Source organism: Empedobacter sp. GD03797 (assembly GCF_029842105.1).
Taxonomy (GTDB): domain Bacteria; phylum Bacteroidota; class Bacteroidia; order Flavobacteriales; family Weeksellaceae; genus Empedobacter; species Empedobacter falsenii_C.
On sequence record NZ_JAOCFS010000008.1, the window covers coordinates 37,708 to 52,392 of the forward strand.

Below are 14,685 nucleotides of genomic sequence, written 5' to 3' on the forward strand. Positions count from 1 at the left end.
TTATCCAATATATACAAAAGCAGTTCTGAAAAGAGCTGCTTTTTTTTGTAGATTTAACTACTAATTATCACACCTATGAAAATAAAATTAATTTTCGCATTAATTATTCTGTCTTTCTCTATTAATAGTTATTCGCAAAACTTCATTAATTATAGAGAAATTGTATTTCGAAATTTTCAACAAGAATATAATGGTCAAAAAAAAATATTTTTAGATTTAAACCCTGATATCTACAATGCTACAAATTGTTTTAATGAAGAAAAGAAATTAATTCTTAATACAAATGATTTAGAAAATGTTATAAACAAAAGTATTGTTGATTCTAAAAAGTTTAAAATTATATCTCAGAAAAAATATCCTTTAATAACTATTTCAAACTCTTATATCTTTGAAAATAATTATGACGATTTATATGTATCGCTAAATTATTATTTAGATAAAAACAATGTAAAAACTAGAACTTATAAATTATCCAAAACAGGAAAAATCACAGATAATTGTCAAATAGATTTAGGTTTAATTTATTCTCATTAAGATATTTATAACTTATAACACTGCAAAACATTCATTATGTATAAATATTTATTCGTAATTATTATTTTCCTTTTCAAAACAAATTTTTCTTTTGCTCAATCTCAAGAAGAAAAATGGGCTATTGAATATTTTGAACAAAAAAATTATGAACAAGACTTTAAAAAACCTAAAAAAAATGTACAGAAAATATCAGAATACAAGTACAAATATAATAAAGACACTATCTCTATAAGCGCAAATCTTGAATTAAAATTACTTTTGGAAAACAATCTATTATATCCATTTTACAAAGATAAAGATGGAATTTCTCGTACTTATATCATTAGAAATTTAAAAGAATTAAAAACTATTTCATCCTCAAATATAAAACGATTCAGCTTATGGCTAAACACTACTTGTAGAAAAGATTTGAATGAAATTTGCCTGATTAATCCACGTATTTACTATATAGAAGTAAAATGTGACAAAAACTGTAACGAACAAAGTTTTTACAAAAATGCAAGATTAACTTATTTAGGCAAAGGAGGTATTCTTCTTTAAAAGATAGTAAAACAAAAAAATTATGACAATAGAAAAAATCGAAACTAAATTTATTATTGATGATGGATTTCCTTCTCCTAAAATAATTTCTAACTCTAATAATCTTTATTTAAATTTTAGAGTTGATGATGAAAACTATGAAACAGTTACTTTAAAATTTCTTAATCATCATCTATACAAAATAGGTTATCCAGGAAATGAAACTCTTTATTATCATCCTTATAGTATTTACGGAATTAATTCGTCTGAGATTTATTTGATAAAAAATTCAGATTGGATAAATGAATTAAAAGAAATCGATAAAAACCATCCTTATTTTAATGAGGATAAATGGAATTCTTTAAATCATTATGTAATTACTTTTCATGATGATTTATTCGAGTGTATTGCTAAAAACTTTGAAATTACAAACGATATAAATTTTGATAAAATTGTACTATAAAAAAAGCTTCTCGCGATCGAGAAGCTTTCTTATTAATAATCATCATAATATTTAATGCGCATAATGTTTACGAGAAACAAAATGCAGAATTTTCTGAACTAATTTTGTGTTTTTATAAAGATTCCAGTTCATTAATAAAACACTGAACAAAATTACTGCCAAACCGTAAATTTGCAAATGAGTTACGACATCATCTGTAAAAAAATAACTCAATGCAACGGCTACAATAGGGTTTACATACGCATATGTAGAAACTTCCACAGCTGGTCGGTATTGCAACAACCAAACATATGATCCGAAAGCAAGAATAGAGCCAAAAGTTGTTAAATAAGCCATTGCCAACCAATCTTCTGTCGCTACATTCGCAAAATTGAAATTAGCATATTCTCCATTGAAAATTGCAACTGTATTAAACAAAACTCCAGCAGTAATCATTTGCCAAGCTGTTTTGACCATAATGTTCAAATCCTCTTTTGGTTTCGTAACTTCTTTTTTCTGCTTTTCTGTTACATATTTTGAATACAAAGAACCTAACGTCCAAGCAATCGAACAAAAGATAAGAACAATCAACCCAATCATGTTTAGGAACTGTTGATCTGCATCTGCGTGCACAGTGGTTGTTTGTTCATAAAACAACATCAAAACGCCAACAAAGCCTAACAGAACACCTAAAATCGTAGGAATACTTGAAAAATTTTGTTTCCATTTCGGTTTATCTAACACAATAAACCAAATTGCTGCCGATGCTGCCATAATTGCAACAATTCCACTTGGTAAAAATTGTTCGGACCAAATAATCCCAGCCATATCAATAAACAACAACATAAACCCTGTAAACATACATTGTTTCACAATTTGTTTATCCCATAGCTTGTAACCTTTCAGTTTACAATATCCCATCAACATTGTGCTCGCCGCAATAAAGCGAAACGACCCCAAAATAAACGGACTAAAACCATGCAAAGCCTTATCTATAAAAAAATAAGTTGATCCCCAAACTACATAAACCACGAAATACGCTGCAATAATCAGCCACTTACTTGGTTGATTCCCTTTCATTCAATCTCTATTTTTTAAATCGTTGGTATAACGATATTTTGTTCTTCTTTTATTGTTTGTAAAACTATAGTTGTACGCGTAGAAGTAATTCCGCCAATTTTACTCAAATGTTTGCGCATCAATTCCACCAAACCTTCATTATCAGAAGTTCTCACTTTGATTAGATAACCATCTTCTCCAGCAATATCATGAACCTCTAAAACTTCTGGAATTTCGGCAAGTTGTCTTCCTACTGTTTCATCACCGATAATATCTACGGTTTTGATAAACATATACGAAAGTAATTTTTGTCCAACTGCCACTGGATTTATTTTTGCGTGATAAGCCAAAATAACTTGTTTATTTTCAAGCTTTTTCACTCGTTCTAATATTCCAGAAGGTGCCATTCCCAATTCTCTTGCGATGTCTGCATTGTTAATACGTGCATTATCTTGCATTAATCGCATGATTTTCAAATCAGTAGCATCTAAATTAAATTCTATCTTTTCCATTTCGACTGCAAAATTAAGACTATTTTGAATAATATTCAAAAAATATATCAAAAATTGTATGTTATTCTTGATATTATTTTAAACTTTAAATTAAATTCATTTTAATTCTATAAAACAATATCATTATTCAAAAGAAAAGGCTACTCAAAAATGAGTAGCCTTTCTATTATTTTAAAAAATTTTGGTTAGAGAATTAGTTTCCTCCTTCTTCCATTTTCTTTTTCAATTCTGCTAATGAATCGATATCTCCTAAAGTAGAAGTTTCGATTGTGTTAGATGAATTGTTGTTATTGTTGTTAGATGATCTCTCAGCTTTAACTTCTTCCTCACGGAAAGTTGCTGTGTGAGAAACTACCACACGACGGAATTCTTTGTTGAACTCGATAACTTTGAAAGATGTTTCTTCACCTTTTTTGATACGAGATCCGTCTTCTTTCTCTAATGTACGAGCTGGAGCGAAAGCTTCAACGTCAGCATCTTCAAATTGTACTGTAGCACCTTTGTCAAAAACGTCAACTGCAACACCTGTGTGAGTAGTACCTACAGCATATTTAGCTTCGTACTGATCCCATGGGTTTTCAGTTAATTGTTTGTGACCTAAAGATAAACGACGAGCTTCTACGTCTAATTCTAAAACTACTACGTCTAAGATATCATCAACTGCACAGAATTCTGATGGGTGTTTGATTTTCTTAGTCCAAGATAAGTCAGAGATGTAGATTAATCCGTCAACACCTTCTTCTAATTCTACGAATACACCGAAGTTAGTGAAGTTACGAACTTTACCTTTGTGAGTAGAACCTACTGGGTATTTAGTTGTAATATCTGTCCAAGGATCTGGAGTTAATTGTTTGATTCCTAAAGACATTTTTCTTTCTTCTCTATCTAAAGTTAAAACTACTGCTTCAACCTCATCACCTACTTTTACGAAATCTTGAGCAGAACGTAAGTGAGTAGACCATGACATTTCAGAAACGTGGATTAAACCTTCTACACCTGGAGCAACTTCAACGAATGCACCGTAGTCAGCTAAAACAACTACTTTTCCTTTAACTTTATCGCCAACTTTGATATCAGCATCTAAAGCATCCCATGGGTGAGCTTCTAATTGTTTAATACCTAATTGGATACGAGATTTATCTTCGTCGAAATCTAAGATAACAACGTTGATTTTTTGTCCATCTTCTAAGATTTCAGATGGGTGGTTGATACGAGACCAAGATAAGTCAGTGATGTGGATTAAACCGTCAACACCTCCTAAGTCTACGAATACACCGTAAGATGTGATGTTTTTAACTTCACCTTCTAATACTTGTCCTTTCTCTAATTGAGCAACGATTTCTTTTTTCTGAACTTCGATATCAGCCTCGATTAACGCTTTGTGAGAAACTACTACGTTTTTGAATTCTGGGTTGATTTTAACAACTTTGAACTCCATAGTTTTTCCTACGAATTGTTCGTAATCACGGATTGGTTTAACATCGATTTGAGAACCTGGTAAGAAAGCTTCAATTCCGAATACGTCAACGATCATACCACCTTTAGTACGAGCTTTGATGTAACCGTTAACGATTTCTTGAGAATCGTGTGCTTTGTTAACAGCATCCCATGCATTTAATGTACGAGCTTTTTTGTGAGATAAAATTAATTGTCCATTTTTATCTTCACGTTGATCAACCATTACTTCAACGATATCTCCAACTTTCAAGTCTGAGTTGTAACGGAATTCGTTTAATGAAATAACACCTTCTGATTTGAAGTTGATGTCAACGATAGCTTCTTTATCTGTAATACGTACAACTTGTCCTTTGAATACTTCATTCTCATGTAAGTCTTCTAAAGTTGTATCGTACATTTGCTCTAATTCAGCTTTTTCTTTACGATCTTCTTCGTTTAATCCTGATTCGAAAGATTCCCAATCAAATGATTCTGGCGCTACGTTTGCATTAGCAGACGCATCTAATACTGGAGTGTTTAATACAACTTCTTGTACTTCCTCTTGTTTTGTTTCTTTAGACATAATTCTAAAAATTTGTATCTCAATCTATTTTATTTCGGAATCTTCAAATGCAAATAAATGACCGAGAGATGTTTAACTTAATAATTAATCGCTTGATTCCTAAACCATTTTAGCGAGTGCAAAGATAAACAATTATATTTTAATATTTGGAATAATTTTAGATTCAACTCAAAGAAATTTAAGATTTTATAAACGAATTACACTCTTGTTTATTCGTAACTTGTAATCGAATCTCAACTTTATGGATAGTTTAAAGAAAATAAAACGATTCTCAAAAATCGTAAAAGTCGTTTCAAAATATGGTTTTGAAGAAATTCTTTCTCGTGGAAACGATTTATTTCATTCTGATCAAAATACCGAATTTTTCAACAGTTCTTTCAATCAACGATTCCGAATGGCTTTGGAAGAACTTGGTCCTACTTATATAAAATTTGGTCAATTATTAAGCAATCGAAAAGATTTGGTTCCAGATTCTTTAGTAGAAGAGTTAAAGAAATTGCAAGATAATGTTCCGCCAGAAGAAATTGACATCAAACAAAAAATTAGAGATGAATTTGGAATAGAACCAGACGAACATTTTCTTTTTATAGAAGAACAACCTTTTGCTGCTGCAAGTATTTCGCAAGTTTATCGTGCCACTTTGTTGAATGGAGAAAAAGTTGTTTTCAAAGTAAAACGATCTAATATTCAGAAAATAATTGAATCAGATTTAGCCCTGATTCGAGACATTGTTCATTTTTTGGAAAAAAAATATGAGAAACTTCAAAAATTATTCATTTCTGAAATCGAAAAATCATTTGAAAATTCAATTCTGAAAGAACTTTCATTAACCAATGAATTTCAGAACATCGAACGTTTCAGAAAAAATTTCGAGAATAGTAAAGATGTTTATGTTCCGAAAACATATGAAGATTATTCGAACAATAATTTTCTTTGCATGGAATTCATCGAAGGCTTCAAGGTAAACGATGTTGAGCAATTAGAAGCTTTGGGACTTGATCCTAAAAAAATCGTACAGAAAGGTTTTGATATTTATTTGAAACAATTACTTGATGACGGTTTTTTTCATGCCGATCCACATCCCGGAAATATTTTTATTTTAAAAGATGGACGACTTGCTTTTATAGATTTTGGTTCGATGGGAATTTTAGCCATCAACGAAAAAGAGGCTTTAGAAAATGTTGTAATTGATTTTGGATTAAAAAATCCGAAACGAATTGTTCGTTCACTCAAAAAAATGGCGATTAAACATTATATCGAGAACGAAAAACAATTGGAACGTGACATTGCAGATATTTTTGATTATTTAGAATACAATACTGTCGATACAATAGAAGTTCAAATCATCATTAAGAAATTCAACAATATTCTACAGCGAAATCATGTTTTATTACCCGAATATGTTTATATTTTACTACGCGGAATTGCGCTTATAGAAGGAATTGGACAACAATTACACGCTGATCTTAATGTCCAACGCTCGATGCGTCCTTATGCCGTAAAATTGGCTCGACAAAAATTTCATCCAAAATATTTGAGTAAAAAAGCAATTGATAATTTTAAAGATATTCAGGATTTAATCAACGATTTACCAGAAGACACCTTGAAATTAATTGAAAAAGTAAACAATGATAAATTGGCTTTAAACTTTAAGATTGATCAAATAGATAATATTCAGAAATTAATAAAAGACAGTATTAATAAACTGGTTTTAGCCATTCTTACTTTAGCTTTCGGAATTGGAGCAAGTATGCTTGCTAACACTACTGTTCGTCCAATGATTTTGGACATGCCATTACTTTCTTGGATTGGATATTTACTATCAGTGTTTACAGCTTGTTGTATCATTATATTGGTTTTTAGAAAGAAATAATTAATCCTAATTTCATAAAAATAAAATAGCCACCTCAATGAGGTGGCTATTTTTGTATATTATCGTTTTAAAGAATTATTTTTTCTTTTTGATAACTTTTGTTTCAGTTACTACAGCTGTTCTAGGTAATACCTCAACACGTCTGTTTCTTTGGTAACACTCTTCAGTGTTTTCAGTACATAACAATTGAGATTTTCCTAAACCACGAGCAGTTAAACGAGCTTTATCCACTCCACCTCTTTCAACTAAAATATTAACTAACGCTTGAGCACGTTTTAAAGATAATGTTTTGTTATAAGCGTCTTTACCTCTTTGGTCAGCATGTCCGTCAATGTAGAAGCTTTTTTCTTTTAAATCATCAGAATTTAAAATTTGAGCAGCTACACGTACATCTTCGTAAGAAGAAGGAACAATTTTATTAGAGTTGTATTCGAATAAAATATTAGATAAACGTTTTGCTACGTGAACTTCTGTCCATGGACATCCATTATTTTCTTTTGGTCCTTTTACTGTTGGACAAGCATCATCTTTATCTGGAATACCATCTCCATCTGTATCTGGACAACCTTGGAATTCAGCTAAACCATATTCGTTTGGACAAGCATCATCTTTATCTAAGATTCCATCACCATCTGTATCTGGCCAAGGACATCCATTATTTTCTACTGGACCTGCAACTGTAGGACAAGCATCATCTTTATCTGGAACACCATCACCATCTGTATCTGGACAACCTTGGAATTCAGCTAAACCAAATTCTGTTGGACAAGCATCATCTTTATCAAAGATTCCATCACCATCTGTATCTGGACATCCGTTTGTAGATGGATCATTTGTAGCGATACCTGGAGTATCTGGACATGCATCTTCGTCATCAGGAATACCATCACCATCTCTATCTTGTTTTCCGAAACGGAAAGTAACACCTACTGTGTGTTGGAAGAAATCGAAATAATTGTTTCCTCCGTAAGCTGGTAACCAGTTGTAATCAGAAGCAACGTTTAAACCAAAGTTTTTAGTAAACCATAAGTTAAATCCAGCACCTAAAGAAGCTACAAAGTGATTTTTCTCTAAATCTTCAACTTCTGTTAATTGGTAAGTTTCATTTCCATCACCATTACCATAGTAAGCTGTTAATGGAAATTGTAATCCTGTGTAGTCGTATCTGTGGTAACCAGCACCTACACGGATATATGGATCAAACCAAGAATCTTCTTTTAAGATATAACCATTAGCTAACTTATAACGTAAACCTAAACCAGCATTGATGAATAATTCATCTTTGATACGTAATCTGTTGTTATCAACTTCACCTACTGAAGCAGTTAAATCAACATCAAAAGATCTGTTTAAGTTACGGATGATAGATAATTTAGATAAAGGAGGAACGATATCCCAATTATCTGTTTTGAAATACTGGTTGAATGGTCCAGTCACTGAGTTGTGATCAACTGCGTGAGCACCAACTGTAATTGCCCAAGGATTCTTAGAATTCTGAGCATCTACAAAAGAATTACCCGCTAGGAATAATACTACTGCAGATAATAATAGATTAAACTTTTTCATTATCAAATATTTAGCGTTTTAAATATATTAAATTTTACTTAATTTTATACAATTATAAGACAAATTTAAGAATTCTTTATCATTCTATCCAAATCTCTTTTCAAATCTTTTCCTTTTATTGTGTTTCTTTTGTCAAAAAGTTTCTTCCCTTTTGCCAAATATATCTTCAATTTTGCCAACCCTTTATTGTTTATAAATAGCGTGGTTGCTACAATCGTTAATCCAGTCTCTTTCGTTTTGCGTTCTAATTTTCTCAACTCAGATTTTTGTAATAAAAGTTTTCTGTCTCGTCTAGTTTTATGATTAAAGTATGTTCCCCAATCATATTCGTCAATAAACATATTGACAATATAGAGTTCTCCATCCTTCATTTGACAAAAACTTTCGGTAATCGAAGCTTTTCCCATTCGGATAGATTTTATTTCAGTCCCAAATAATTGGATGCCGGCTTCGTAAGAATCTAATAATTCATACTCAAACCTTGCACGTTTATTCTTAATCGTAACTTCTTTCTGCACTTTATTTTATTCCAATTAAAATTTGTAACTTTGCCGGAAGGTCAAACAAACATCATACCAAAAATTATGTTAAATGTTTCTAATTTATCGCTTCAATTCGGCAAGCGTGTACTTTTCGACGAAGTTAATATAAAATTTACAAATGGCAACTGTTACGGGATAATTGGTGCCAATGGAGCAGGAAAATCTACTTTCTTAAAAATATTATCAGGTGAAATCGATCCAACTTCAGGACAAGTTAGTCTTGAAAAAGGAAAACGTATGTCTGTCTTAGAACAGAATCACTTCAAATATGACGAATATACAGTATTGGATACTGTTTTACGTGGAAATAAAGTATTATACGATATTAAAGAACGTATGGATGCTTTATATGCTAAACCAGATTTTTCTGAAGAAGATGGTATCAAAGCAGGAGAATTAGGTGTCGTTTATGAAGAAATGAACGGATGGAATGCAGAATCTGATGCTGCTACATTATTATCTAATGTAGGAATCGATTCGGATATGCATTATACGTTAATGGGAGATTTAGATAATAAAGCAAAAGTTCGTATTTTGATTGCGCAAGCTTTATTTGGAAATCCTGACGTGTTAATCTTAGATGAGCCTACCAACGAATTGGACGTTAATACAATTCAATGGTTAGAGGATTTCTTAGGTAATTTCGAGAATACTGTAATCGTTGTATCGCACGACCGTCACTTCTTAGACGCGGTTTGTACGCATATTTGTGATTTAGATTTCTCTAAATTAAACCTATATTCTGGTAACTACACATTCTGGTACGAATCTTCTCAGTTAGCTGCAAAACAACGTGCACAACAAAACAAAAAAGCAGAGGAAAAGAAAAAGGAATTACAAGATTTCATTGCTCGTTTCTCTTCTAACGTTGCTAAAGCAAAACAAACGACTTCTCGTAAAAAAATGATCGAGAAATTAAATATCGAAGATATCAAACCTTCTTCTCGTCGATATCCAGCACTTATCTGGGAACAATCGCGTGAGGCTGGTGATCAAATCTTAGAAGTAAACAATTTATCTGCTTCTGTAGATGGAGAAGTTTTATTTAAAGATGCGAACATCAACTTGAAAAAAGGTGATAAAATTGGTATTTTCTCTCGCAACTCGAAAGCGGTTTCTCAATTTTTTGAAATTCTTTCAGGAAAAGCTCAGCCAGATTCTGGAGATTTTACTTGGGGAATTACAACAACGCAAGCGTATTTACCTTTAGATAATACAGATTTCTTCAAAGAAGATATCAACTTGGTTGATTGGTTACGTCAGTATACAGAATCAGACGATGAGCGTCACGAAGAATTTATGCGTGGTTTCTTAGGAAAAATGTTATTCTCAGGAGACGAAGCACTTAAAAAATCTTCTGTTTTATCAGGAGGTGAAAAAATGCGTTGTATGTTCTCTCGTATGATGTTATTACGCGCAAACGTATTATTGTTAGACGAACCAACAGGTCACTTAGACTTAGAATCGATTACAGCATTAAATAACTCTTTGGTTAATTTCAAAGGAACAATTTTAATGGGTTCTCATGACCACGAATTGATTCAAACAACTTGTAACCGTATTATCGAGTTAACTCCAAATGGAATCATCGATCGTTATATGACGTATGATGAATTCTTAGATGATCCAAAAGTAAAAGAATTAAAAGCAAAATATTACGCTTAATAATTTCTTTCACAATATTTCTAAAAATCCAGAAGGTTCTACTTTCTGGATTTTTTTGTTCATAAATTATTTTATCTTTGAGTTAGAATTTTTCGCATGATTCAACTTCCTACAATATTACTTTATCTCATTATTGCATTGATTATTTTTCTAATCATTATGATTACATATTTAATCCATTCATTAAAATCTGAGAAAAAAATAAGTCAAGAACAAACGCAACGTTTAGACAATTTATCTACAAAAGTTGATGAGTTAAAATTAGAATCTTACGAAGCAAAACTGAATCCTCATTTATTCAAAAATATACTTAATTCTATTCAATCAAATGCGTATCAAACCTATTATACGATTGATAAATTGGCAAATGTGTTGGATTATATTCTGTACGAAAGCAAAGACAATTTTGTGACGATAAAAGATGAAATAGATTTCACTAAAAACTTTATTGAAATTAATAAAGTAAAAGTTTCGCCTTTGTTTGATTTTCAAGTTAAAACAAAAATTGATGAAACTTCACCTTATTATCAAGAAAAAATTATTTTACCTTTATTAAGTATTGATTTTATTGAAAATGCTTTCAAACACACCGATTTTCAACAAGCCAATTCATTTATAAAAATTTTGCTTGAACTGAATAATAAATCATTTCAAATTCAGGTAATGAATAAAATTTCACCAAAAAATAGTTTAAAAAAAGAAACTGGCGGACATGGAAGTCAATCATTAGAACATCGCCTAAAAATGGTTTACGGCGACGATTTTTCACTTTCTAAAACTATTGAACAAGATATTTTTGTAGCCAACTTAAAAATAAATCTACATGAGTTTTACACTAAAATGCATACTAATTGATGACGAAATTCTTGGGTTAAAGTACCTAAAAATGTTATGTGAACAAATGGAGGACATAGAAGTTGTGAAAGCTTATGTTGATCCTGAATTATTCATTAACGAAATTGAAAACTTAGATTTTGACTTTTGTATTTTGGACATCGAAATGCCTAAAATAAATGGTTTACAAATCGCTAATTTATTAAAAGAAAAACCGTTTATTTTTTCTACTGCTTATAAGGAATATGCTGTTGATGCTTTTGATTTAGATGCGACAGATTATATTCAAAAACCAATCAAAAAAGAGCGTTTACAACAAGCTGTTGACAAAGTAAAAAAGCGTTTGCAAAATAGTTTTTCGACACCAAATAATTTTGTGCAATTAAACTCGGATAAAGGAAAAATTTTGTTGCAGTTTAATCAAATTTTGTACATTACAACTTCTACCGTTGACAGCCGTGATAAAGTGGTTTATTATCAAGATTTATCATTCTTGATTTTGAAAAATATCACACTCGATGCATTGTCAGAAATGTTACCCGAAAAAGATTTTGTCCGTATCAACAAACGAGAAATAATCAGCTTACATCACATCAAATATTTCCACTCAGACAACGTTACTTTAGATGTTTTATCAAAAGAAAATAAAGAAATCAATTTGGTATTAAGCGAAGTTTACAAAGCTAATTTTATTGCTCAAATTTCAATTTGATTACAAAAAAAATCCATTTCATTACATTTTACTCGAGTTTAAAAAATATTGATATTTTTCTGTAAATTAATTTCTGACTTTTGTTGAAAATTAACGCCATGAAAAAATCGACAAGAAATTCAATTTTTTATATCGTAACCATTCTACTTTGTTCAATCATGATGTATTTTATTGTGATAAGAGCAGAAGAAATGGAAGCAGGAAAACATGTTGTACAAGCTGCAAACGGAAGCAATTACTTCAATGATTTCATCAACAGTATTACGCATAATATTGGACATCCGCTTGCTATTTTATTAGCACAAATTGTGACCATTATATTTACCGCAAGGGTTTTTGGATGGATTTTTAATAAAATTGGACAACCAACTGTAATTGGAGAAATTATTGCAGGTATTTTCCTTGGTCCTTCTTTTATAGGAATGCATTTCCCAGAATTTTTCGGAGATCTTTTTCCAAAAGAATCGTTAGGAAACTTAGAATTTATCAGTCAGATAGGTTTGATCCTATTCATGTATGTTATCGGGATGGAATTAGACCTGAAAGTGCTAAAGAAAAATGCACAAGACGCCATAGTTATCAGTCATGCAAGTATCATTATTCCATTTACACTTGGTTTGGCTTTGGCTGGATTAATTTATATGGAATTCGCACCAGAAGGAATTAACTTTTTATCATTTGCCCTTTTTATCGGTATTTCGATGAGTATTACAGCTTTTCCCGTTTTGGCTCGTATTGTACAAGAACGCGGAATTAGTAAAACTCGCTTAGGTTCTATTGTAATTACTTGCGCTGCTGCCGACGATATCACAGCTTGGTGTTTATTAGCTGCGGTTATCGCCATCGTAAAAGCCGGTTCATTCATCAGTTCAATCTACGTGATTTTACTGGCAATTATTTACGTTATCGCAATGGTTCGTTTCGTTCGCCCTTTTCTAAAGCGCATTGCAGACGTACATTCGAGCAAAACAACGCTTACAAAACCTATCATAGGAATCTTTTTCTTGGTCTTAATTATTTCTTCATATTTAAGCGAAATCATTGGAATTCATGCATTATTTGGAGCTTTTTTAGCTGGAACAATTATGCCTGAAAATGTAAAATTCAGAAACTTATTTATCGAAAAAATAGAAGATGTTTCATTGGTTTTATTACTTCCTTTATTCTTCGTTTTCACAGGTTTAAGAACACAAATTGGATTATTAGATACGCCACATTTATGGCAAACAGCAGGATTGATTATTTTGGTAGCTGTAACTGGAAAATTTGTAGGAAGTGCAGTCGCCGCTAAATTTGTTGGACAAAACTGGAAAGATAGTTTGACCATCGGTGCTTTGATGAATACACGAGGTTTGATGGAATTAGTCGTGTTAAACATTGGATATGATTTAGGAGTTTTAACACCAGAAGTTTTCGCTATGATGGTGATAATGGCTTTGGTCACAACTTTTATGACAGGTCCAGCTTTGGATTTAATCAATTGGATTTTCCGCAAACAAAAAACAGAAAATGAACTTTCTGAAATTAGTCAAAGTCAGAAATATAAAATTTTAATTGATTTTCAAACACCCGAAAAAGGTGCTGAATTATTGCGAATAGCTAATAGCTTTATCAAAAAACAAGACGAAAATTCACTTGTTTCTGCAATTCATGTGATGAAAAGTAGCGAAGTGCAACATTTCAATCTTGAGGATAGAGAAGCAGAAATTTTCGAACCGATTATTGAGGTTTCCGAAGAGTTGCATCAAGATGTAACAACCATGTTCAAAGTGTCTACAGATATGGTTTTCGACACCGTTGATGTTGCGCAAAAAGGTGATTACGATTTGATGTTAATGGGTGTAAGAAATTCTATTTATTCAGGTTCGTTGTTAGGAAATATTTTAGGATTTACAACTAAAATTATTGATCCAGATATTTTAATTGGTCAAGTTACTGGAAAAGAAAACATGTTTGATCATTCAATTTTCAATGAAAGAACGAAACAATTATTGAACAAATCAACCGTTCCTGTTGGAATTGTTTTGGACAAAAATTTCACAAAAGCAGAAAAAGTTTTTCTTCCACTTTTCGGGAATAAAGATGCCGATTTACTGAAATATGCACAACGTTTAATCTCGAATAGCGAATCTCAAATTATTATTGTAGACGTGAGCGGTTACACAAAACGTCATTCAGAAGTAAAAGAAATTATTCGTAGTATCGAAAATATTGCACCAAATCATATTAGTCTTTCGTACAAGCAACAATTGGATAAAGAGTTTTTGGATGAAATGGATTTGATGATGATTAGTATGGAAAGTTGGAAAAACTTAATCGAAACAAAAAGCATTTGGATTTCCAATGTACCAACAACTTTGATTATTTCTGAGTAACATTTTTTATAAGATTCATAAAGTAAAACAAA

General features: G+C 31.4%; 13 protein-coding genes. 8 read left to right on the forward strand and 5 right to left on the reverse strand.

The genetic code is table 11. The features are described 5' to 3' along the window. The first annotated feature begins 75 nt into the window (after positions 1–75). Genes N5D90_RS07785 through N5D90_RS07795 form a run of 3 tightly spaced genes read left to right on the forward strand, consistent with a single transcriptional unit; the run spans position 76 to position 1,516 of the window. Positions 76–534: a hypothetical protein gene (locus N5D90_RS07785; RefSeq protein WP_280062086.1), complete on the forward strand. Its 459-nt coding sequence runs from the start codon at positions 76–78 to the stop codon at positions 532–534. A gap of 36 nt (positions 535–570) precedes the next feature. Continuing rightward, positions 571–1,074 carry a hypothetical protein gene (locus N5D90_RS07790; protein ID WP_280062087.1) on the forward strand — a complete coding sequence of 168 codons (504 nt, stop codon included), beginning with the start codon at positions 571–573 and terminating at the stop codon, positions 1,072–1,074. A 22-nt stretch (positions 1,075–1,096) separates the two neighbouring features. Then, positions 1,097–1,516: a hypothetical protein gene (locus N5D90_RS07795; RefSeq protein ID WP_280062088.1), complete on the forward strand. Its 420-nt coding sequence runs from the start codon at positions 1,097–1,099 to the stop codon at positions 1,514–1,516. Positions 1,517–1,567: 51 nt separating this feature from the next. On the opposite strand, the gene N5D90_RS07800 is transcribed toward N5D90_RS07795, so the two are convergent. From N5D90_RS07800 to rpsA, 3 genes are all read right to left on the reverse strand, one after another. Further along, positions 1,568–2,575, reverse strand: coding sequence for an EamA family transporter (locus N5D90_RS07800; RefSeq protein WP_280062089.1), 1,008 nt, complete (start codon positions 2,573–2,575; stop codon positions 1,568–1,570). Between the two features lie 14 nt (positions 2,576–2,589). Then, positions 2,590–3,066, reverse strand: a complete 477-nt coding sequence (locus N5D90_RS07805; protein WP_038332665.1) for an Lrp/AsnC family transcriptional regulator — start codon at positions 3,064–3,066, stop codon at positions 2,590–2,592. A gap of 193 nt (positions 3,067–3,259) precedes the next feature. Further along, entirely contained in the window at positions 3,260–5,086 is a 1,827-nt protein-coding gene (gene rpsA, locus N5D90_RS07810; RefSeq protein WP_280062090.1) for a 30S ribosomal protein S1, read from the reverse strand. Positions 5,087–5,327: 241 nt separating this feature from the next. On the opposite strand from rpsA, the gene N5D90_RS07815 reads away from it, so the two are divergent. After that, complete coding sequence (locus N5D90_RS07815) at positions 5,328–6,959, forward strand: AarF/ABC1/UbiB kinase family protein (RefSeq protein WP_280062091.1); 1,632 nt, start codon at positions 5,328–5,330, stop codon at positions 6,957–6,959. 75 nt (positions 6,960–7,034) lie between these two features. On the opposite strand, the gene N5D90_RS07820 is transcribed toward N5D90_RS07815, so the two are convergent. Together N5D90_RS07820 and smpB are read right to left on the reverse strand one after the other, a co-directional pair. Next, the gene (locus tag N5D90_RS07820) at positions 7,035–8,525 is read right to left on the reverse strand and encodes an OmpA family protein (RefSeq protein WP_280062092.1); all 1,491 of its coding nucleotides are present in this window, start codon (positions 8,523–8,525) and stop codon (positions 7,035–7,037) included. Between the two features lie 65 nt (positions 8,526–8,590). Beyond that, entirely contained in the window at positions 8,591–9,043 is a 453-nt protein-coding gene (gene smpB, locus N5D90_RS07825; RefSeq protein WP_038332657.1) for an SsrA-binding protein SmpB, read from the reverse strand. A gap of 66 nt (positions 9,044–9,109) precedes the next feature. Between smpB and N5D90_RS07830 the strand changes: the two genes are divergently transcribed. The 4 genes from N5D90_RS07830 (at position 9,110) to N5D90_RS07845 (ending at position 14,653) form a co-directional block, all read left to right on the forward strand. After that, positions 9,110–10,732 (forward strand): ABC-F family ATP-binding cassette domain-containing protein, encoded by a 1,623-nt coding sequence (locus N5D90_RS07830; protein ID WP_038332655.1) that lies wholly within the window; start codon positions 9,110–9,112, stop codon positions 10,730–10,732. A 159-nt stretch (positions 10,733–10,891) separates the two neighbouring features. Next, positions 10,892–11,587: a sensor histidine kinase gene (locus N5D90_RS07835; RefSeq protein WP_280062093.1), complete on the forward strand. Its 696-nt coding sequence runs from the start codon at positions 10,892–10,894 to the stop codon at positions 11,585–11,587. Positions 11,588–11,633: 46 nt separating this feature from the next. Further along, positions 11,634–12,278 carry a LytTR family DNA-binding domain-containing protein gene (locus tag N5D90_RS07840; RefSeq protein WP_280062094.1) on the forward strand — a complete coding sequence of 215 codons (645 nt, stop codon included), beginning with the start codon at positions 11,634–11,636 and terminating at the stop codon, positions 12,276–12,278. A 98-nt stretch (positions 12,279–12,376) separates the two neighbouring features. Continuing rightward, on the forward strand, positions 12,377–14,653 hold the full coding sequence (locus N5D90_RS07845) for a cation:proton antiporter (protein WP_280062095.1): 2,277 nt from the start codon (positions 12,377–12,379) through the stop codon (positions 14,651–14,653). Positions 14,654–14,685: the final 32 nt, after the last annotated feature.

Coding starts and splice junctions, on each gene's coding strand:
- N5D90_RS07785 (WP_280062086.1), top strand. CDS start 76: ATGAAAATAAAATTAATTTTCGCATTAATTATTCTGTCTTTCTCTATT.
- N5D90_RS07790 (WP_280062087.1), top strand. CDS start 571: ATGTATAAATATTTATTCGTAATTATTATTTTCCTTTTCAAAACAAAT.
- N5D90_RS07795 (WP_280062088.1), top strand. CDS start 1,097: ATGACAATAGAAAAAATCGAAACTAAATTTATTATTGATGATGGATTT.
- N5D90_RS07800 (WP_280062089.1), bottom strand. CDS start 2,575: ATGAAAGGGAATCAACCAAGTAAGTGGCTGATTATTGCAGCGTATTTC.
- N5D90_RS07805 (WP_038332665.1), bottom strand. CDS start 3,066: ATGGAAAAGATAGAATTTAATTTAGATGCTACTGATTTGAAAATCATG.
- rpsA (WP_280062090.1), bottom strand. CDS start 5,086: ATGTCTAAAGAAACAAAACAAGAGGAAGTACAAGAAGTTGTATTAAAC.
- N5D90_RS07815 (WP_280062091.1), top strand. CDS start 5,328: ATGGATAGTTTAAAGAAAATAAAACGATTCTCAAAAATCGTAAAAGTC.
- N5D90_RS07820 (WP_280062092.1), bottom strand. CDS start 8,525: ATGAAAAAGTTTAATCTATTATTATCTGCAGTAGTATTATTCCTAGCG.
- N5D90_RS07830 (WP_038332655.1), top strand. CDS start 9,110: ATGTTAAATGTTTCTAATTTATCGCTTCAATTCGGCAAGCGTGTACTT.
- N5D90_RS07835 (WP_280062093.1), top strand. CDS start 10,892: ATGATTACATATTTAATCCATTCATTAAAATCTGAGAAAAAAATAAGT.
- N5D90_RS07840 (WP_280062094.1), top strand. CDS start 11,634: ATGGAGGACATAGAAGTTGTGAAAGCTTATGTTGATCCTGAATTATTC.
- N5D90_RS07845 (WP_280062095.1), top strand. CDS start 12,377: ATGAAAAAATCGACAAGAAATTCAATTTTTTATATCGTAACCATTCTA.